General features: G+C 48.3%; 20 protein-coding genes. 19 read left to right on the plus strand and 1 reads right to left on the minus strand.

All coding sequences use genetic code 11. From position 1 onward, the window contains the following. Positions 1 to 8: 8 nt before the first annotated feature. The 4 genes from qcrB to RQP50_RS07655 all read left to right on the plus strand — a co-directional run bounded on the left by qcrB (position 9) and on the right by RQP50_RS07655 (position 3,243). Entirely contained in the window at positions 9 to 680 is a 672-nt protein-coding gene (qcrB, locus tag RQP50_RS07640) for a menaquinol-cytochrome c reductase cytochrome b subunit (RefSeq protein WP_005546984.1), read from the plus strand. Positions 681 to 696: 16 nt separating this feature from the next. Then, positions 697 to 1,575 carry a menaquinol-cytochrome c reductase cytochrome b/c subunit gene (locus RQP50_RS07645; RefSeq protein WP_065290863.1) on the plus strand — a complete coding sequence of 293 codons (879 nt, stop codon included), beginning with the start codon at positions 697 to 699 and terminating at the stop codon, positions 1,573 to 1,575. 130 nt (positions 1,576 to 1,705) lie between these two features. After that, positions 1,706 to 2,353, plus strand: coding sequence for a DUF1405 domain-containing protein (locus RQP50_RS07650; protein WP_072727972.1), 648 nt, complete (start codon positions 1,706 to 1,708; stop codon positions 2,351 to 2,353). A 53-nt stretch (positions 2,354 to 2,406) separates the two neighbouring features. Further along, positions 2,407 to 3,243, plus strand: a complete 837-nt coding sequence (locus RQP50_RS07655) for a sporulation protein YpjB (protein WP_268623342.1) — start codon at positions 2,407 to 2,409, stop codon at positions 3,241 to 3,243. A gap of 243 nt (positions 3,244 to 3,486) precedes the next feature. Here RQP50_RS07655 and RQP50_RS07660 read toward each other — a convergent pair whose 3' ends face one another. Then, on the minus strand, positions 3,487 to 4,356 hold the full coding sequence (locus tag RQP50_RS07660; protein WP_072727974.1) for a YitT family protein: 870 nt from the start codon (positions 4,354 to 4,356) through the stop codon (positions 3,487 to 3,489). 200 nt (positions 4,357 to 4,556) lie between these two features. On the opposite strand from RQP50_RS07660, the gene RQP50_RS07665 reads away from it, so the two are divergent. The 15 genes from RQP50_RS07665 to RQP50_RS07735 all read left to right on the plus strand — a co-directional run bounded on the left by RQP50_RS07665 (position 4,557) and on the right by RQP50_RS07735 (position 19,736). Next, entirely contained in the window at positions 4,557 to 4,940 is a 384-nt protein-coding gene (locus tag RQP50_RS07665; RefSeq protein ID WP_021254661.1) for a MazG nucleotide pyrophosphohydrolase domain-containing protein, read from the plus strand. Positions 4,941 to 4,984: 44 nt separating this feature from the next. Then, positions 4,985 to 5,788, plus strand: a complete 804-nt coding sequence (gene dapB, locus RQP50_RS07670) for a 4-hydroxy-tetrahydrodipicolinate reductase (RefSeq protein WP_072727976.1) — start codon at positions 4,985 to 4,987, stop codon at positions 5,786 to 5,788. A gap of 95 nt (positions 5,789 to 5,883) precedes the next feature. Further along, on the plus strand, positions 5,884 to 6,306 hold the full coding sequence (locus tag RQP50_RS07675) for a methylglyoxal synthase (RefSeq protein ID WP_021254659.1): 423 nt from the start codon (positions 5,884 to 5,886) through the stop codon (positions 6,304 to 6,306). Then, entirely contained in the window at positions 6,303 to 7,004 is a 702-nt protein-coding gene (bshB1, locus tag RQP50_RS07680) for a bacillithiol biosynthesis deacetylase BshB1 (RefSeq protein ID WP_394358355.1), read from the plus strand. The genes RQP50_RS07675 and bshB1 overlap by 4 nt, the downstream gene beginning before the upstream one ends. Before the next feature lie 296 nt (positions 7,005 to 7,300). Further along, positions 7,301 to 8,461: an N-acetyl-alpha-D-glucosaminyl L-malate synthase BshA gene (gene bshA / locus RQP50_RS07685; protein WP_044355307.1), complete on the plus strand. Its 1,161-nt coding sequence runs from the start codon at positions 7,301 to 7,303 to the stop codon at positions 8,459 to 8,461. Between the two features lie 126 nt (positions 8,462 to 8,587). Then, the gene (locus tag RQP50_RS07690) at positions 8,588 to 9,901 is read left to right on the plus strand and encodes a CCA tRNA nucleotidyltransferase (RefSeq protein ID WP_315744621.1); all 1,314 of its coding nucleotides are present in this window, start codon (positions 8,588 to 8,590) and stop codon (positions 9,899 to 9,901) included. Then, positions 9,898 to 10,866, plus strand: coding sequence for a biotin--[acetyl-CoA-carboxylase] ligase (locus RQP50_RS07695; protein WP_072727979.1), 969 nt, complete (start codon positions 9,898 to 9,900; stop codon positions 10,864 to 10,866). The genes RQP50_RS07690 and RQP50_RS07695 overlap by 4 nt, the downstream gene beginning before the upstream one ends. 334 nt (positions 10,867 to 11,200) lie before the next feature. Next, positions 11,201 to 12,070: a 3-methyl-2-oxobutanoate hydroxymethyltransferase gene (panB, locus tag RQP50_RS07700; protein ID WP_021254654.1), complete on the plus strand. Its 870-nt coding sequence runs from the start codon at positions 11,201 to 11,203 to the stop codon at positions 12,068 to 12,070. Then, complete coding sequence (gene panC / locus RQP50_RS07705; RefSeq protein ID WP_315744411.1) at positions 12,067 to 12,957, plus strand: pantoate--beta-alanine ligase; 891 nt, start codon at positions 12,067 to 12,069, stop codon at positions 12,955 to 12,957. The genes panB and panC overlap by 4 nt, the downstream gene beginning before the upstream one ends. A 10-nt stretch (positions 12,958 to 12,967) precedes the next feature. After that, the gene (gene panD / locus RQP50_RS07710) at positions 12,968 to 13,354 is read left to right on the plus strand and encodes an aspartate 1-decarboxylase (RefSeq protein WP_021254652.1); all 387 of its coding nucleotides are present in this window, start codon (positions 12,968 to 12,970) and stop codon (positions 13,352 to 13,354) included. Positions 13,355 to 13,558: 204 nt separating this feature from the next. Further along, positions 13,559 to 14,215, plus strand: coding sequence for a tetratricopeptide repeat protein (locus RQP50_RS07715; protein ID WP_021254651.1), 657 nt, complete (start codon positions 13,559 to 13,561; stop codon positions 14,213 to 14,215). 145 nt (positions 14,216 to 14,360) lie between these two features. Beyond that, positions 14,361 to 17,231 carry an ATP-dependent DNA helicase DinG gene (dinG, locus tag RQP50_RS07720; protein WP_315744415.1) on the plus strand — a complete coding sequence of 957 codons (2,871 nt, stop codon included), beginning with the start codon at positions 14,361 to 14,363 and terminating at the stop codon, positions 17,229 to 17,231. A gap of 16 nt (positions 17,232 to 17,247) precedes the next feature. Beyond that, on the plus strand, positions 17,248 to 17,895 hold the full coding sequence (locus RQP50_RS07725; RefSeq protein WP_021254649.1) for a redox-sensing transcriptional repressor Rex: 648 nt from the start codon (positions 17,248 to 17,250) through the stop codon (positions 17,893 to 17,895). Further along, complete coding sequence (locus RQP50_RS07730; protein ID WP_315744418.1) at positions 17,892 to 19,202, plus strand: amidohydrolase; 1,311 nt, start codon at positions 17,892 to 17,894, stop codon at positions 19,200 to 19,202. The genes RQP50_RS07725 and RQP50_RS07730 overlap by 4 nt, the downstream gene beginning before the upstream one ends. A gap of 15 nt (positions 19,203 to 19,217) precedes the next feature. Next, positions 19,218 to 19,736 (plus strand): hypothetical protein, encoded by a 519-nt coding sequence (locus RQP50_RS07735; protein WP_021254647.1) that lies wholly within the window; start codon positions 19,218 to 19,220, stop codon positions 19,734 to 19,736. Positions 19,737 to 19,936 lie beyond the last annotated feature (200 nt).

Raw genomic sequence — 19,936 nt, forward strand, 5'->3', positions numbered from 1 at the left:
AATAACAGATGTTTAAAGGTGTTTATAACTGGATTGACGAACGTCTGGATATAACGCCGATGTGGCGCGATGTGGCGGATCATGAGGTGCCTGAGCATGTTAACCCTGCACACCATTTTTCTGCGTTCGTGTACTGTTTCGGTGGCTTGACGTTTTTTATTACAGTCATTCAAATTCTGTCAGGCATGTTCCTGACCATGTATTATGTCCCTGATATTGTGAACGCATACTACAGTGTCGAATATTTGCAGACGAAGGTTGCTTTCGGACAAATTGTTCGCGGTATGCACCACTGGGGAGCAAGTTTAGTAATCGTTATGATGTTATTACATACGCTCCGTGTATTCTTTACTGGTTCCTATAAGGCCCCACGCGAGATGAACTGGGTAGTCGGCATGCTTATCTTCTTCGTCATGCTAGGACTCGGTTTCACGGGATATTTGCTGCCTTGGGACAACAAAGCTTACTTTGCAACTAAGGTCGGCATGGAGATCGCGGATACCGTACCATATATCGGTCCGTATTTGAAAGAATTGCTGCAGGGCGGAACGGTCGTCGGGGCGCAGACATTGACGCGATTCTTCGCGATTCATGTGTTCTTCCTGCCAGGGGCACTTCTTGCCTTGCTTGGAGCGCATTTCTTCATGATTAGACGCCAAGGCATTTCGGGACCGCTATAAGGGAGGAGGAAACGAGATGGCACATGGGAATTCCAAAGAAGAAAAAGTCGTCTTTGTTGGCGACTCTCGTGTTAAGAAGAGAACAACCACAATCAAACAACCGGATTACACCTCATTTCCGGGGAAATCCGAAGCCTTCATTCCAAACTTCTTGTTGAAAGAGTGGATGGTTGGCTGTGTGGCACTGGTCGCTTTTCTAGTATTAACGATCTCGGAAGCTGCACCGCTCGGTTATCCGGCGAACCCGAATAACGCGGCGTTCGTTCCGATTCCAGACTGGTATTTCTTATTTCTCTATCAATTCTTGAAGTATCCATATGCATCAGGCAGTTATGTTGTTATTGGTACGGTGTTAGTCCCTGGTCTTGCATTCGGAGGCCTGCTGCTTGCCCCATTCCTTGATACAGGGAAGGAACGCAGATTCTATCGCCGCCCAATCGCATCCTCAATGATGATTTTGACATTGATCGCATGTGTATATTTGACAAGAGTCGCTTGGGTTCACTATGAGGCCGAGATGGCTGAGAAGAATATGATACCAGAGCATGTCGAGCGTGAGGAAAAGGCACGTGAGGCTGCTGAGAAGGGTGAGGCTTCTAACCAGCCAAAACCAAGCAAAGGCATCGCCATCGTTGAAAAGGACGATCCGGCATTTGCTAACATGAAGAAGGTTGGCTGCTTAAGCTGTCACGCAGTTGATATGAAGGGTGCTGCGGGCCCTGCCCTCGTTGGCATTGGTGACAAGCTCAGCAAGGATGAGATCTTAACGGTCATTAAGGATGGTAAAGGCGGAATGCCTTCTATGGTGGAAGCAGCCAAGAAGGAAGGCCTGAATGACCAAGATATCGAACATATTGCCGACTGGCTCTCGAAGCAGAAGGCAGCAAAACAATAGATCCAAACGTTACAGACCTGATTGCATTCGAGCAGTCAGGTCTTCTTTCTCATTTTGGTTTGTTTTGAAATCTTACATTTTGTATGATAGTGAATAGACGATATCTTAAAGAAATGGAACTGGAGCAAATATGAACTTGTTATCATTGATCAGCACACGTTTTCTTTCGCAGCGATGGGTATTATGGTTATTATTTTGGAGCAATCTTCTTGGAACGATTTATGGTTACTATTGGTATAAAAATCAGTTAATCTACACGTGGGAGCACAACCCTGCTTGGCAATTGATTTTCGTTCCAGATAGTCCTACGGCAAGTCTATTCTTTACGATCAGTATTGGATTTTTGCTGTTTCGTCCGCAGCCTCGAACCATATTTGGCACGATTGCAAAACGTATTATTGAAGCGTTAGGCGTTGTTACGTCGATTAAATATGGGATTTGGGCATGCGTCATGATAGTAGCTGGAGCTTATTTGGGCTCCCCAATGGTGTGGCAGGATTGGATGCTAATCGGTTCACATTTGGCGATGGCGGTTGAAGGGCTGTTATTTGTCCGCTTATTTGCATTTGGCAGTGCAGCACTAACGCTGGCTGCGTGTTGGACGTGGCTTAATGATACCGTTGATTACAGTGCGGGGGTATACCCATGGCTTCCGAATACACTGGCAAATGAACTGTCTGCAGTGTGTATTTTTACTTTTACATGGACAGGGATTAGTGTCGTTATGACTTGGCTAGCAATGCGCTATCGAGACCAACGAACGAATTTACCGAAGTAAGCTTTGTTCTAAATGTGGACATCCTCCCATACGATGATGGGGGAGGGATGTACATGCGTGCGGTAATGGTTGTGATATGTATGCTCGTATTCCTAGGACTGCCCGATTTTACATATGCGGGATCTCGACTTGCTGCTGAACCGGGTCAGACGGCGAGCGAGAAGTGGAAGCAGCTAGATCAGTATGCAGAACAGATTTATCGGGCGAGCGTTGCAGGAGAGATCGAGAAGATACAACAAGCGGTTCAGGCTATGGGGAAGCTGTTCACGGAGACAACATTTAATGATGCGACAAGTGTTGAAGGTGTGCGTGCACTTAGCGATGCAATCGTACAAGTGAAGCGGATATTGCCTTCCATTCAATTGAAGCAAGAGGAATTGATGAGTGCATCGGCCAGATTGCGCCTTGCTACGGATGCATTAACCAATCCGAAGCAACCGATGTGGCTTCAATACGAGCAGGTGCTGCGTGATGATATGGCACGATTGCTTGCTACGGATAATAAGAGAGAATGGATTCCCTATGCCAACCGCTGGTTGGAACATATTGATCGGATTCGTCCTGCTGCGACCATCCAGCGAGATGTGCAGACGATTGAGATGATGGAGTCGTTAAGCCAGCTTATCCGTGAGTCAATAATGGGAAAACACAGTCCTAAGGAAGCAAATCAGGCATTAAATAAATATGGAGACTCGGTGCTGATCCAGTTATTTGGTTCGAGTAAGGCGAATCCGACATTAGGGCCGCTTGCTTATACACCGATGCCGTTTCAATGGATTTTTATGCTGGCCTTTATCGTATGCATGATGTTGGCTTATGTAGGCTTTCAGAAGTATCGCTATGAACAATATGCTATTCGTCCAGGGAACTTCCGCAACAGTAAGAGGTAGAAGTCAGTTTTATCAGTATCTCGTTCGGACAGGCAAGGATTGAAAAATAGAATGAAGGATGGGATGGGCGAATTCTTCATTCTTTTATGAATGCCTATCTTACAGTAGACCTCGATATAGGCCAGCGACAGCAGGCTTGCTTCGAGGTCTGTTTATTTGGGGCTAAAATATGATTTCAGTAGAACGCTGTGCAAGCAGTGGGATGGGAATTCCCAGCGTTCGCGAAGGCAGAGCTTCTTTTACTTACTCCTCTCGAAATCCTTCACCAAGCACATCATGAACATCGTTCACAACAATAAATGCCCGTGGATCGATTGTTTTTACGATCGTTTTGAAGCGGCGAATTTCTGTGCGGCTAACGACACAGTACACCATTTGCTTCTGGGAGCGGGAATATGCTCCTACTGCTGGAATAAGTGTGACCCCGCGTTCCATTTCTTTTGTAATCGCATCCGCAATCTCCTGCGAATGATCAGAGACAACGGTGAATGCTTTGGCTGCATATGCTCCCTCTTGAATAAAATCGATGACTTTAGAGGAAATGAATACAGCAACGAGCGTATATAGAATTTTTTCCTTCGGAATATAGAACAAAGCAGCCCCTATGATGAATATATCGAGGATAAGGATGAATTGCCCCATGCTGATACCGAATTTACGGTTCGCAATCCGGGCGATGATGTCGACGCCACCTGTAGTACCGCCGAATCGAAAGACAATACCGAGTCCTGTTCCTACGGTAACGCCAGCGTACAAGGTGGCCAAAATGAAGTCATTCGAAGTTTGAAATGGTAAAATCCAATGCATGGAGACCGCACGCTCGAACAACCATAGGAAGAATGTGAGGTTAAGAACACCGTAAAAACTAAGTGCCAGCTGCTTCATGCCAAGTGCTCTCCATCCGATGATGAACAGTGGGATGTTCAAAACTAGCGTAGAGATTGATGGATGAATACCTGCTGCATAATTCAATAGAACGGTAATTCCTGTAACGCCGCCTTCCATCAACTGGTTAGGCATGATGAAGTAAATTAATCCAAATGCAAAAATCGCGGTTCCAACCGTTATCGGGAGAAACGTATTCCAAATGCGTTGAACAATGGTCGATTTCACAAGTATTCAGGCTCCTTTAGGCAGGAAGATGCTAATTCGTTCATTAGTATATCGGATTACGAAGCAGATAAAAAGCATTTGTTTTCCAGACGGTGATACGATAACATAGTAGCAGAAAGTAACGAATTCGTTACCCTCAATATAGGGAGCAGATTACATTCATTTCAAACCACTTTTGCATGAATAAAGAAGGGGATCGTATGACAAATCCAGAGATGAAGTCTTTCCTCACTTCCCTGCGCAGCAAGCCACTCGCGCAAATGCAGCAGGAAGTTGATGACTACATATCACAGTTTAAGGAAGGCTACTTCAGCCCCCTTGCGATGCTTGCCCGATTGTCTGAAGAAGTAGGGGAATTGGCGCGTGAAGTGAATCATCGCTATGGGGAGAAGCCAAAGAAGGCTTCAGAAGAAGACAACTCCATTGAGATGGAGCTTGGAGATATATTGTTCATTCTGTTGTGCTTCTCGAACTCGCTCGGTATCGACTTGACGAAGGCTCATGATGCCTGCATGCACAAGTTCAATACACGTGACGCGAATCGATGGACACGGATTGATGAACAGACATCAAACGAATCATAATCGAAAAAAACATATCGTTATTGGAGCAGTTGGGGGGACATAAAATGGAACGAATTCGCGTAGCCGTCTCGGGTGCAAGCGGACGCATGGGAAGAGAAGTTGTGAAAATGGTACTGCAGGACGAGTCCTTGGAACTGGTTGCAGCAATTGCACCGTCAGCGGGCGCTGTCGATGCGGGCACGCTAGTAGGACTACCTGCATGCGGTGTTACAACTACAGCAGATGTTGAAGAGACACTGCAGAAGGTAGAAGCAGATGTCATGGTTGATTTCTCGATCCCGCAGGCCGTAATGAAGAATACGATGCTTGCAATTGAGTATGGAGTTCGCCCTGTTATTGGGGCAACAGGCTTCCAGCCGGAAGAGATTGAGCAATTGACGCAACTTTGCCAAGAGAAGAAGCTTGGTGGTCTGATTGCGCCGAATTTCTCTATTGGGGCCATTCTTATGATGCAATTTGCACAGCAAGCGGCCAAGTATTTCCCAGATCTCGAGATCATTGAATATCACGGAGATCAGAAGCTTGATGCTCCTTCTGGAACTGCTGTAAAGACAGCAGAATTAATCTCTCAGGTAAGAGCGGAACATCGCCAAGGCAATCCGAATGAAGAAGAGAAGATCGAAGGTTCCCGCGGCGGATATTACAACGGATTCCGTATTCATAGTGTTCGCTTGCCAGGGGTCTTTGCTCAGCAGGAAGTTATCTTCGGGGGCTATGGGCAATCTCTTAAAATCCGTCACGACTCCTATGAACGTTCAGGGTATATGCCGGGTGTGAATATGGCAGTCAAGAAGGTAATGAATCTGGAGCAATTGGTATACGGCTTCGAGCACCTGCTTGATGACTGATCAATTGACTTCGATTTCGCTTAATGCTGTATGCATTTGTATTTTAGATAGCTCGAAATGAATGTGAGCAGGGGACACACAACGGAGGGATAGACATGCTAAATATCGCATTTATTGCACATGATCGCAAAAAAGATGAAATCGTTAATTTTGTTATCGCATATGAAAAAGTGTTCCAAGGTCATAAATTATATTCAACGGGTACGACAGGGCTGCGCATTATGGAGCAGACAAGCCTGGATATTCATCGCTTCCAGTCTGGCCCGCTCGGCGGCGATCAGCAGATCGGCGCACTTGTTGCGCAAAATGAAATGGACTTTATTATCTTCTTGCGCGATCCATTAATGGCTCAGCCTCACGAGCCGGATATTATTGCTCTTCTTCGCCTATGCGACGTGCAGGGCATTCCAGTTGCAACGAATATTGCGACAGCAGAAATTCTTGTTAAGGCGCTTGAACGCGGCGACTTCGCATGGCGTGAACTGACACATAAATATAAGCCGGGAACGGAAGAATGATGAATACTCTCGACATTCTTGCATTCGGAGCGCATCCTGATGATGTCGAGATCGGCATGGCGGGCACGATTGCCAAGCATACGAAGGAAGGGTATCGTGTCGGCATTTGCGATTTGACTGAAGCGGAGATGTCCTCGAATGGTACGGTAGAGCTGCGCAGAGAGGAAGCGAGGGAAGCAGGAGAAATCTTGCGGCTTTCGGCACGCGGTAATTTGTGCCTTCCTGATCGCGGTTTACAGGTAAGCAAGGAGCATATCGATGCGGTGGTAACCGCTATTCGTAATCATCGTCCTCGTATTGTCTTCATGCCTTACTGGGAGGATCGCCATCCTGATCATATTGCCTGCAGCCGCATTGTTCAGGAAGCAGTGTTCAATGCAAAGCTGCGGCGTTATATGCCAGAGCTGCCTGCGCATACGGTTGAGCAAGTCTATTATTATTTTATTAATGATGTTGCTGCTTCTCAAGTTCTGGTTGATGTGTCTGATGTATATGATCAGAAGCGGAAGTCGCTTCAAGCATATCGCTCTCAGTTTATGAAGCCAGATGGCGACAATGACTTCGTCGCAACTCCATTGAATCAGAATTATGTGGAGCGGGTTGCTGCACGAGATTCGCTGCTTGGTCAGACTCGCGGATTTGAGTATGCGGAAGGGTTTGTCGTGAAAGGCCCGTTTGCGGTATCTCTTTTCTTGTAGTGCGTGTTCAAAAAGGCCGGTTTTCAGCACCGAAGCATATGCTTCCGATGTGCGTTTTTTCAAAACGCTTCAGTTGGATGAAGCTAGGGCCTGAGGAGCGGAGCGTACGTTTTGGGTACATGAGCACCTGGGATGTTTCCGCAGGAAACATACTTCGTAAGCATCTGCTTAGGCTCGGCTGAATTCAAGATTCGATGCCGAGTCCACTTCATGATTTACTTCGTGATCAAAAGCGGACTTTTTGAACAACCTTTATAGTGATCCGTGTGAGGGAATGGCGAAAAGGGGGGACAGCTATGAACGAAGGTCTTAAAATCGGCATTACGTGTTATCCGTCGCTCGGTGGCTCTGGTGTTGTGGCGACGGAGCTTGGCAAGCTATTGGCTGAGCGGGGACATCAGGTTCATTTTATTACACATAATATTCCGTTTCGCTTAGGTGCAAGCTTTCAGAAGAATATTCATTATCACGAGGTCGATGTTAACGATTATTATGTCTTTCGTTATCCTCCTTACGATTTATCTCTGGCAAGCAAGATGGCACAAGTGGCAAATATGCAACAGCTTGACTTGCTGCATGTTCATTATGCGGTTCCGCATGCGGTATGCGCTTATTTGGCAAAGCAAATGGCCCACCCAGGGCTGAAAGTAGTCACTACCCTGCATGGAACCGATATAACGGTATTGGCTCAGGACGAATCGCTTAAGGATATGATTCGCTTCGCCATTAATGAGAGTGATGCGGTTACGGCTGTATCGAATGATTTAATTAAAGAAACAAGAGAATTGCTTGATATTACACGTCCGATTGATCTTACGTACAATTTTGTAGATAAGCGTGTGTACTATCCAAGGGAAGTTGCTCAATTCCGTGCTGACTTCGCATACCCGAATGAGAAAATATTGATGCATATCTCGAACTTCCGCCCTGTTAAGCGGGTGAGTGATGTGGTGGATATTTTCAATCAGGTTCAGGAGCAAGTTCCGTCACGCCTCGTCTTCGTCGGAGAAGGGCCTGACATGCCGAAGGTGCAGTGCCGCATTCGAGAGTTGGGATTGGAAGATCGGGTACATTTCCTCGGGAAGCAGGATGAAATCGCACAGGTGATTTCGCTGGCAGATGTGCTGCTGCTCCCATCCGAGAAGGAGAGCTTCGGGTTAGTGGCCCTGGAAGCAATGGCTTGCGGTGTACCTACGATCGGCTCCGAAGCAGGGGGCATACCAGAGCTGGTGAGCCATGGAGAGACGGGTTTTTTAGCGCCAACAGGAGATACAGCGGCGATGGCCAATTATGCGATTCGACTGTTGTCTGATTCGCAATTGTCGCAGAAGATGCATGAGGCATGTCTGCATCGGGCACGACATGTATTCTGCAACGATCTCATTACGTGGCAATATGAACAAATTTATTATCGTGTGCTTGGGAAGGAAGCGTTGGATCCGAAGCCGGTGTGCTGAGGGTGATCTGCTGTATGCCGTACCCATTACCACCACACGTCGAATGCGCGCAATGGCCATCTCCGTTGCGCGCTCTTGTATGTATTGATGGGAGGAGACCTGATGATGGGCGATGAATATGGAAGCATGGGCGGCTTGACCTATAACTCGCTGTTCCAGGAAGCGGAACAAGTGATGAACTGTCTCCTGGAAGCGGGGTTCAGTGCTTATATGGTTGGGGGCTGTGTCCGCGATCCGCTGATCGGGCGGCCGATCTATGATGTGGATATCGCGACATCCGCCCACCCAGAACAGGTAGTGGCTTTGTTCCCAAAGGTGATTCCGACAGGGCTGCAGCATGGGACGGTAACTGTTGTGATGCCGCAGAATACCTATGAGGTGACCACCTTTCGCAAGGAAGCGGCGTATGAGGGGCACCGTCGGCCAGAGGAAGTCGAATTTATTGATGATCTAGATGAGGATCTAAGAAGACGGGACTTCACGATTAATGCGATGGCTAAGGATGTGAACGGGTGCATTCATGATCCATTTGGTGGACAAGCCGATCTGAGAAGGCTCATCATCCGTTGTGTCGGCACAGCCGAGGAGCGTTTCCGCGAGGATGCGCTGCGAATGATGCGGGGTGTGCGCTTTGCGTCTTTGCTTGGCGGCGTGTTCGCCAAGTCGACTTGGAAGGCGCTGCGGGTCAATAGGGAGACGCTTGAATTCGTTGCGATGGAACGTGTACGGGACGAGATATGGAAGCTTACAGCAGGCCCGAATCCGGCGCGCGGATGGGGTCTGCTCGTACGCAGCGGTCTCCTGGGTCATACGAAGGAGCCGCTGGGAGCACTTGCGTCGACCGATTGTGCCCGGTGGCAGCCGCTGCTGTGCGCGCTCGGCCAGGTGGATACGGCCGAGAAGCGCATGGCGCTGCTGCTGCTTGGGCATGAGGTAGACGAAGCGGAGGCGCAGCGCATTGTGCAGGCGCTGCGCTGCTCGGGCGCGCAGCAGGACGCCATGCTGGCCGTCCTGCGCGCGGACGCCCGGCTCGCGGCTGGCGGTACTGCCGCCTTGGCCGCGGCCGGGGAAGATAGCGGCGCCTTGGACGCGTGGCGCCGCACCTTCGCGGAGACCCTGTTCGCTGTCGGCGAACAAGGTCTCCGCGATGCACTCGCGTGCCGCCGCGCCCTACTGGGCGTTGGGGCGGCGCGCGAGTATGCGGCTGCAATGCAGCCGTTCCTCCAGCACGGCGAGGCTTGGCTGGAGGACATTCCCGTCCGGGACTTGCGAGATATTGCCCTGACGGGCTCGGATGTGTTGCAAGCCACAGAACGGATGGCAGGGCCATGGCTACGCCAATGCTTGGAGCAGGTATGGCTCTCCGTAGCATTAGGGGAACTTGCTAATGAGCGCGAGGCTCTGCTTGACTATGTAAGGAAAGCGTGGAATGAACAATGAGTGACCAATTACTAGCATGGTTCAAAGAGCATCCAGGAGAGTTTATATCCGGTGAAGAGATTAGCCGGAGACTTGATATATCACGTACCGCCGTGTGGAAGCAAATCAATCGTCTTCGTTCGAAGGGCTACGAATTCGAAGCTGTGCCGAAGCTGGGCTATCGACTCGTTCAAATGCCAACGCAGCTGGATGAATTGTCTCTGCTTGAGAAACTGAAGACGAGCAAGCTGGGTCACCAGCTTCGTATCATTGCCCGTACGGAATCGACGCAGAACGAAGCGGCTGTGTGGGCACTGGAAGGAGCAGCAGACGGTGCGGTCATAATCGCGGAGGAACAGACAGGGGGGAGAGGTAGACAGGGAAAAAGTTTTCACTCTCCCGCAGGCAAGGGAATATGGATGAGCCTGATCCTCCGCCCGCAAATTCCGCTACAATTCACGCCGCAGTTGACACTGCTTTCCGCAGTTGCGCTATGCCGCGCAATGAAGCGTATGACGGACGTGGATTTAGGAATAAAGTGGCCCAATGATATTTTGTATGAAGATAAAAAAGTATGCGGAATACTGACAGAATCTTCAGCTGAGGATGAGCGACTTGTTCATGTTATTGCGGGGATTGGCATCAGTGTAAATTTGGAAGAGCATGACTACCCAGAGGAATTGAGGTCTAAAGTGACATCGCTCAAAATTGCTTCGGGTAAGGAAATTGATCGTGCCTCACTGCTTGCAGAGTGCTTATTTGAATTAGAGCAGCTATACAAGCTGTATGTTGAGCAAGGATTTGCACCGATCCGTACGCTATGGGAAGCGCAAAGCGTAACCATTGGACGCAGTCTGTCGGTGACGACCCCGAACGGAATTGTATCTGGGGTTGCACAGGGACTTGATGACTCCGGAGCGCTTATCGTGCTGGGCGAGGATGGTTGTTACCGGAAAATTTTTTCCGGGGATGTACACTTTACGTGATGTAAGTAGGAATAAACTCTGGTATAATAAGTGTCGGCTTGGCGGTATCCTCGCGGAACCGCACCGGCCACACACAGCAAGGAAGATTGAAGTGAAGTGCATATTCCTTGACGAACGTGTAGCACGTTTCTGCTCTGAGCCGAAGGGACCGAGACAGAAGGACGTCCGCTTGCGACCTCTTTTTTTCTTATGGACCCTTTTAGTGGAAATGCTAAAAGGTTTTTTGTTTTGCACACACTAAGAAAAATGCGCACAACAACACTATCAGGTAAGAGAGATGATGGAAGATTGTGTTGAAATGCGCCTAAGAGACGTTGAAGGAGATGAAGAAAGAATGAACAAACCGAAGCAGCCGCTAAGTATTGTCAAAATGAAAACGATGAAAAAACAAAACGAACCCATTGCCATGGTGACAGCCTATGATTATCCTACTGCTCGATTGGCAGAGGAAGCGGGCGTCGATATTATCCTCGTCGGTGATTCCTTGGGCAATGTCGTGCTAGGCTATGATTCTACATTGCCGGTTACGATCGATGATATGGTATACCACTCCCGCGCAGTGCGCCGGGGAGCGCCGAACACGTTTATTGTGACTGATATGCCATTCATGACTTACCACAGCACGGTGGCTGAGACGCTGAATGGGGTTCGCCGCATTATGCAAGAAGGACACGCAACAGCTGTGAAAATGGAAGGCGGAGCGGAGATTGCACCTATGGTCAAGGCTTGTGTGCAGGCAGGTGTGCCGGTACTCGGACATATCGGCTTGACACCGCAATCGGTACATCAAATTGGAGGCTATCGAATCCAAGGCAAGACGATGGAAGATGCACAGCGATTGCTTGAAGATGCCCTAGCACTGCAGGAGGCGGGAGCCTTCGGTGTTGTACTAGAACTTGTGACGGATGAGGTGGCTGCATATATCTCAGAACGGCTAGAGATTCCGACAATCGGAATCGGAGCCGGTGTCAAATGTGATGGGCAGGTGCTCGTATTCCATGATATCGTACGATATGATGCAGACTATCGTCCTAAGCGGTTCGTAAAAACATATGCGGATGTAGGAACGACCATTCGTGAAGCGTTTGCTTCTTATGTAGAAGAAGTGAAGCAGCGCACATTCCCAGCCCAGGAGCATGTATTCGCTGCAGATGAGGAATTGGCAGGACAATTATACGGAAGTGGGAAGGTGCAGACACCATGATCACAGTACATTCCATACAAGAGCTGAGAGACGCGCTGCGTCGCATGAAGCTTGAACATAGACGTCCGGACGGAGACCCAACCATTGGCTTCGTTCCGACGATGGGGTATTTGCATGATGGGCATGCGAGCTTGTTAAGCAAGGCTCGCAGTCAATGCGATATTGTAGTCCTAAGTATATTCGTCAATCCGATACAGTTCGGGCCGAACGAAGATTATGAGAAGTACCCTCGTGACGAAGAACGGGATCTGGCGGTAGCGAAGAAGCATGGTGCGGATATCGTATTCATGCCAACACCGGACATGATGTATCCTACACCTACCAAAACCAAAGTGCATGTGGATGACATTACAAGTCCGCTGTGTGGTGCTACGCGTCCGGTTCACTTTGACGGTGTGACAACCGTTGTTACGAAGCTGTTCCACCTCGTGCAGCCAGATCAAGCCTTCTTCGGTATGAAGGATGCACAGCAGGTTGCTGTCATTCAGCGCATGGTGGAGGACTTGAATTTCCCAGTTGAGATTGTTCCATGTCCGATTGTACGCGAAGCAGATGGTCTGGCAATGAGCTCGCGCAATGTGTATTTGTCTGAGGAAGAACGGGCGCAAGCGCTCGTACTATCCCGCTCACTGCGTCAAGTTGACGTCTGGCTTGAAGAGAATCCGCAGCTGACAGCCCCAATGCTTCAGCAGAAGATGAAGGATATGATAGCACAGCAGCCGCTGGCAGACATCGACTATGTTGAAGTATTGAGCTTCCCAGATTTGGAGCCACTGGCGCCGGAGATGTCGCTAAATCAGCGAAACACCAATATTTTGATTGCACTTGCAGTCAAATTCGGTCGGACAAGATTAATTGATAATCGTATGTTAACTCATGGAGAGTAGGGTGAACTAAATGATGCGCGAAATGATGAAATCCAAAATTCACCGTGCTACGGTGACAGAAGCAAATCTGAACTATGTTGGCAGTATTACGATCGATGAGCATTTAATGGAGCTGGCTGATATTTGGGCGAATGAAAAAGTTCAGATCGTAAACAATTATAATGGAGCTCGCTTAGAAACTTACGTGATTCCAGGGCCTAAGCATTCAGGGGTGATTTGCTTGAATGGTGCGGCAGCTCGATTGGTACAACCAGGGGACAATGTCATTATTATTTCTTACGCATCCATGACGAATGAAGAGGCACGTCAATACAAGCCGAATATTGTTTTTGTTGATGGAGATAACAAGCCTGTTGAAGTAATGAATCTAACAGAAGAGCATTCAACCATTCGTTAATGCATTTCGATTAGGGGCATGATTTATGGCCGAATTGCTTGCTTGCGCTACCATGCAGGACGTATTGCTGCTCTGCTTCGCTGACAACGGAAGCCAGCGCACGGGAATCGTTGGAGCACCGAATGAAACTTAGCTGTGAGACACACAATGAACGTGAGCCGATAAGACAACGATACGCAACACTTGTGAAGGTGGGATGGAATCGTGCTGCAACATGTATTCGAGACCATGAATGAACTGTTGGATGAAGTGATTGCTCAATACCCGCATGCGAAGGGAAAGCAAAAACAGGAACTCGATCATCAAGTGTCGCTGCTTCGCTCCATGAGTGACCATATTGTGGAGGAATGGCTGCGCTTTGAAGAGCGTCTGTCATTGTTAAGGCCCAAAGCAGGCAAGGGAAGCTCAGTACCCGTACAGCCATGCCCAGTGAAGGAGAGCAAAATAGCTATTCCGGACTATGGGGATCCCTATCAGCGGGGTCAGGGGTATTATTTGCTCATGATGTATAAGGAAGCAGTTATGTTTTTGGAACAGGCGGCTAAGATTCAGCCAGAGAATATCGAGGTGCGCGCGTATTTGGCGATGTCGCACTTGCATTTAGGGAATTGTCAGGAAGCAGGACATCATTTTCAACTTATCATACCTTTGACTGACAACAACAGCATGAAGGCCATTGCCTGCAATGCGCTTGGCTGCATTCATGCGAAGCAGCATCAGTTTGCACAGGCAGAAGCATGCTTCCTGAAGGCGCATGAATGGGATCCAGCTCTGCCGGAACCGATTATGAATTTGAAGGTATGCCAGTCCAAAAGCGGTCATTTTGAACTCGGCGGCGAGCACATGATGCATATCCAATAACATGCAAGTAATATCAATGATTCATGACATCGGAGGGGAACGACTGTGTGGAAAAAATACGCACAGATGTTTCCCTCTAGTCATTTCCAAACGCCTGAACATCTGTTATGCTAAGAACAGAAATTGTGAGAGGAAAGCTATTGAGATGAGATTTGCTGTTTTGGATTTTGAGACGACCGGCAGTCAGCCGAACGATGAAATAATTCAAATTGGTTTGGTTATTCTTGGCCATGATTTGAAGATAGAACGCGAATATCATACGCTTGTGCGGCCAACTGTTCCCATACCGGAATTTATATCGCAGCTCACTGGCATTACCGGGGAAGATGTGAAGGATGCTCCGGATATTGATGATGCCATGACGGGGCTTGTCCCTTTGCTAGGGGATGTCGTACTGGTCGGCCATAATGTTGCCTTCGATTATCAATTCCTATGCAGGGCGCTGGAACAGACAGGATATTTGCCGTTCACAGGTCGTATATTAGATACAATTGAACTGCTTCGCATCCTCTTTCCATCGCTGCCTTCCTTCCAGCTTGGATCTGTGTCACATGAGATGGGGATTGTTCATGATCGCCCGCACCAAGCAGACAGTGATGCGAGGGCGACAGCAGATATATTTATTCGCTGCTTAGAAGCGATTGACCAGCTTCCATTATTGACGCTACAGCGCGTCGTTGATGTGTTTGGCGATCAAGAGGAGCGGGATTTGAAATGGCTGCTTGCAGAGAAGCTTCAGGAGCGTGAGGTGTCTGATTGGACAGAAGAAGAAGGGTATTATCCGTTCCGCCAATTGACGTTGAAGCAAGCGGATTGGACAGAGACGGAGGCGCCGCGTGATTCTTCAGCAGAGAACCCACTTAAGGGAGTAACCTTCGCTCAGTTCCTAGATCAGGTTAAGATGAATCTGGCAAGCCGTTTGGATAATTATGAGCCGCGCGAATCGCAGGAGCAGATGTTCAATGAAGTGATGGAGTGCTTCGAACAAGAACATCACCTGCTAATCGAAGCAGGTACTGGTACCGGCAAGTCGCTTGGGTACTTGCTGCCATCCATATATCAGAGTGTTTCTCAAGAGAGCAAAGTGATTGTTAGCACTCACACAATCAATCTGCAAGAACAGCTGAGACAGCGTGATTTGCCGCTCTTGGAGAAGATTGTGCCGGTTCCATTTAAGGCATCCGTATTAAAAGGCCGCAGTCACTATTTGTGTTTGAGAAAATTTGAACATAAAATAAGTAATAGAGAGTATGTACATGCACGCGATGATAGTTTGACAGCTGCCCAAATGCTGGTGTGGCTCAGTCAGACGGAGCATGGAGATGACGAAGAACTGCATTTCGTTCATAAGGGTGCAGACTTCTGGGATACCGTTGCCAGTGATAGTGATTCCTGTCTGAATCGCGCATGTCCTTGGTTCCGTCGGTGCTTCTACCACCGGGCGAAGAATGATGCGAATTTATCGGACATTATTATAACGAATCATTCCCTATTGTTTACGGACGTAATTGCGGAGCATCGTTTGCTCCCCGCATACGAGCAGCTTGTCGTAGACGAAGCACATCACTTCGAAGAAACGGCAGGCAAACATTTAGGCATTCACTTGCAATATTTTTCACTCATTCATCCGCTGACCCAATTGTTCAAAGACAGCAAGAATGGTGCGCTTGTATTGCTGCAGCAGCGTCTTCGCTTGTCAGGCAATGAAAAAGCGCTCGTATGGGCTGAAGGGATCGAGAAGCTGTTAACACAGCTTGTCGATGTTAAGGATCAATGGGATCGGCTGCATGAGCTGCTCTATCAAATGCTTCCTTCCATGAATGAAGCGGGGCAGGCGGAAGGCGGGCAAGCTGTTCTCCGGCTGCCATCTGGCAATCGTCCTGATGGATGGAGCTCCGTATCGGAGCTCGAAGGCGATATTCACACGCGTTTAAGTGATATTGTTCGTTCGGGGGAGAAGCTCGTCAATGAATGGAAAGATTATGATGATGATGAAGTGCAGGGCGTCACGGCTGATGTGACAGGTTTATTCAAGGACATAGGGCAGCTTCGCGATGAATTCCGTGAATTTATGCAAGGCAAGGATGCGGATACCGTGTACTGGATGGAAGGCAATCTCCAATACAAGCATAAATCAATGCAAATGTATGCGGTCCCTGTCGATGTAAGCGAAGCGCTGAAGCGATACTTCTTCGAGCCGAAGAAGAGCGTAATCTTAACTTCGGCTACATTGTCCGTTGATAAATCATTCCAATTCGTAGCTGAACAGCTTGGCTTGAAGGATACGGAACGGGATGGTCGTCTAAATACGGTCATACTTCCGTCGCCGTTCAACTACCGGGAGCAAGCACTTGTTGTCATCCCGCGTGACTTCCCTAGTGTGAAGGGAGCATCAGATGCCAAGTTTAACTCGACGCTGATGCAGTCCTTGGCTGATGTAGCCAAGGTAACAGAAGGACGTATGCTTGTCTTATTCACGTCATACCGCATGCTGCGGGATGTGTATGAACCGCTGAAGGAGGCGCTTAGCCTGCATGGCATTCAAGTGCTGGGACAAGGGATTGACAGCGGCAACCGAAGCAAGCTGACACGCCGATTCCGAGATCAGCCGAATTCAGTCCTGCTAGGAACGAGCAGCTTCTGGGAAGGCGTTGATATTCCAGGAGATGCGTTGACATGTCTTGCGATTGTACGGCTGCCATTCCAGCCACCGAATCATCCACTCGTGGAAGCGAAGTGCGATCGGCTGAAGCGGATGAATCAGAATCCATTCCGCAAATATTCCGTCCCACAGGCTGTAATTCGCTTCAAGCAAGGATTCGGCCGCCTTGTGCGTACGACGCAGGATAAGGGAATTGTCATCATTTATGACACTCGTGTAATAGAGACAAGCTACGGCAAACATTTTCTTTACTCGCTGCCTGGCCCAAAAATGGAGCATATGGCAACAGAACAACTTGTACCACGTATTGATACGTGGCTAGACCATAATCAAAGAGGCATTGGAGAGCGATGAGAGGGGCTTGTTCAGAATGAAAGCACTAAAGATATCAGAAGCTGTCGTTCGGCGATTACCCGTGTATTTACGTCATCTATTGGAATTGAAGCAGCGAGAAGTGCTCACAGTTTCTTCTCAAGATTTGGGACAGAAGCTGAACTTGAATCCTGCGCAAATTCGGAAGGATCTAGCGTATTTCGGCGACTTCGGCCGCAAGGGCATTGGGTATGATGTATCGTATTTGATTCAACAAATCAGACATATTTTGAAACTGGATCAAGTTATCCATGTTGGATTGGTCGGTGCAGGTAAATTAGGTCACGCACTCTGTAACTACACCGTATACTTGAAAGATAATATGAAGATCGTTGCAGTGTTCGATGCACAGGAATCCAAAATCAATACCGAGATAAATAACCTGAAAGTTCAGCCGATGTCTGACCTAATTACGACGGTACGCGAGAAGCAAATCCGTATCGGGATTATCACGGTTCCTGCTACAGAAGCTCAGTATGTAGCTGATCAATTTGTAGAGGCGGGAGTAGAAGCGATCTTGAACTTTGCGCCTGTCATTTTGAGGGTTCCTTCGAATATCCGTGTGCATACTGCCGATTTTACAACGGATTTGTTCAGTTTGGCTTATTATTTATCTGATAATGGAAAGGAAGTACCCGCCGAATGACACACCGAATCATTATTAAAAACGGCATGTTCGCCGATTTGTCTCCAACTGCGAAGCAGTCCTCATTCCATGGGTTCATGGTTGTTGAGAATGATCGCATCGTTCATATTGGATCGGAGCTGCCAGAGCAATATGCAGCAGCTGATGCTGAAATCATCGATGGCAAAGGTCTATTCTTCATTCCAGGCCTTGTTAATACACATGGGCATGCTGCAATGTCATTGCTACGAGGGTATGGTGATGACTTGGCGCTTCAGACATGGCTGCAGGAGAAAATGTGGCCAATGGAAGGCAAGTTCACGGCCAATGATGTCTATTGGGGAACAGCTCTGTCTGTGATCGAAATGCTGAAGGGCGGTACAACAACCTTCGTAGATATGTATGACTACATGGACGAAGTAGCGAAGGTATGTGAGCAATCCGGTATCCGTGCATCGCTTATGCGCGGTGCGATTGGCTTATGCCCAGAGGATGTACAGCGCGAGAAGCTGAACGAGGCGATTCAATTCGCGAAGGATTGGAATGGGAAGGCAGATGGCCGCATTCGTACGATTATGGCGCCGCATGCTCCGTATACTTGTCCTCCAGCCTTTATTGAGAGCTTCGTACAGGCTGCTCATGATCTGGATTTGCCATTGCACACGCATATGTCAGAGACAAAGGCAGAAGTTGAACAGAATGTGAAGGATTATGGAATGCGTCCGGTTGCGCATTTGGAGAAGCTCGGATTCTTCTCCCGTCCTTCCTTCGTTGCGCATGCTGTTCATTTGACGGACGAAGAGATTGAGACGCTTGCGAAGTATCAAGTTGCGGTATCCCACAATCCAGGAAGCAACCTTAAGCTTGCGAGCGGTGTCGCTCGTGTTCCTGAGATGCTGCGTGCGGGTGTTGTTGTATCCTTGGGTACGGACGGTGCAGCAAGCAACAACAATCTGGATATGTTCGAAGAAATTCGCCTTACGGCCTTGATTCATAAAGGGGTGTCCGGCGATCCAACTGCAGTTCCTGCTGCAGAGGCGCTGCGCATGGGTACGATCTATGGCGCGCAGACCATTCGTCTTGACGATATTGGAGCGCTTGAAGTAGGCATGAAGGCTGACTTCGTTGCGGTAGATATTGATCAGCCTCATTTCCTGCCACATACCGACTTGGTATCCCACATGGTATATTCAGCGTCTGCGAAAGATGTCAAGCATGTATGGGTTGACGGCAAGCAGGTTGTGAAGAATGGGGAATGTTTGACGATGGATGAAGAACGAATCCTTCGCGAGGCGCAGCAATGCTTTGATGGCTTGCTGGCAAGATAGGCAGGAGGAGAATTCATGCAGAGAAGACGCGTACGCCGGAGGTCGCATTGGAAGTGGTTGATTCCGGTACTCGTTCTCTTATTTCTAGTCGGATTGTTCTTCGCCACTTATCAGTATGTGCAATACATCAATAAGGACGAACGGGTCAAGGAAGCGGAAATAATAAAGCGGGCGAATGAAGCAGTGAAGCTCGTAAATGTGACAGAAGTGGAGAAGGGTGTATGGGATCAAGTCGTATACATGGTGCGGGGAACTGACGAACATGGTAAGGAGCAGACCGTGTGGGTACTCCCTGATAAGGTAACTCCTATGGCGGAATCAACCTCTAAAGAGACGATTCAAGCCCAGATAGAAGCCCAATATCCAGATGCGGATGTAATCCGCATTACGCCAGCATTTAAGGATGATCAATATGTATGGCAGGCATTGGTCAAACGCAAGGATGAACAAGGGGTTGTTCATTACTTCTATCATTTCTATTCATTTGCGAATGGTTCCTCAATAGGGGATGTCTATACGCTGCCTAATAAATAACGTATTCAATGTTAGCCAATAACGATTAATAGGCGATTTTGCGGCGCTGCTGCTTTGCATATGACGTACATATTGTACGCTATACGAAGCAGCAGCGCTTTTTGTATTGGAGTAACTCCATTTCGATGGCAATCATGGTACACATTACATCCATAGTTGAAGTGACATATGTGATATACTCTTGATATATCAGAAATAGA

Origin of the sequence: Paenibacillus suaedae, assembly GCF_032337355.1 — a bacterium.
GTDB classification, from domain to species: Bacteria; Bacillota; Bacilli; order Paenibacillales; family Paenibacillaceae; genus Paenibacillus_B; species Paenibacillus_B suaedae.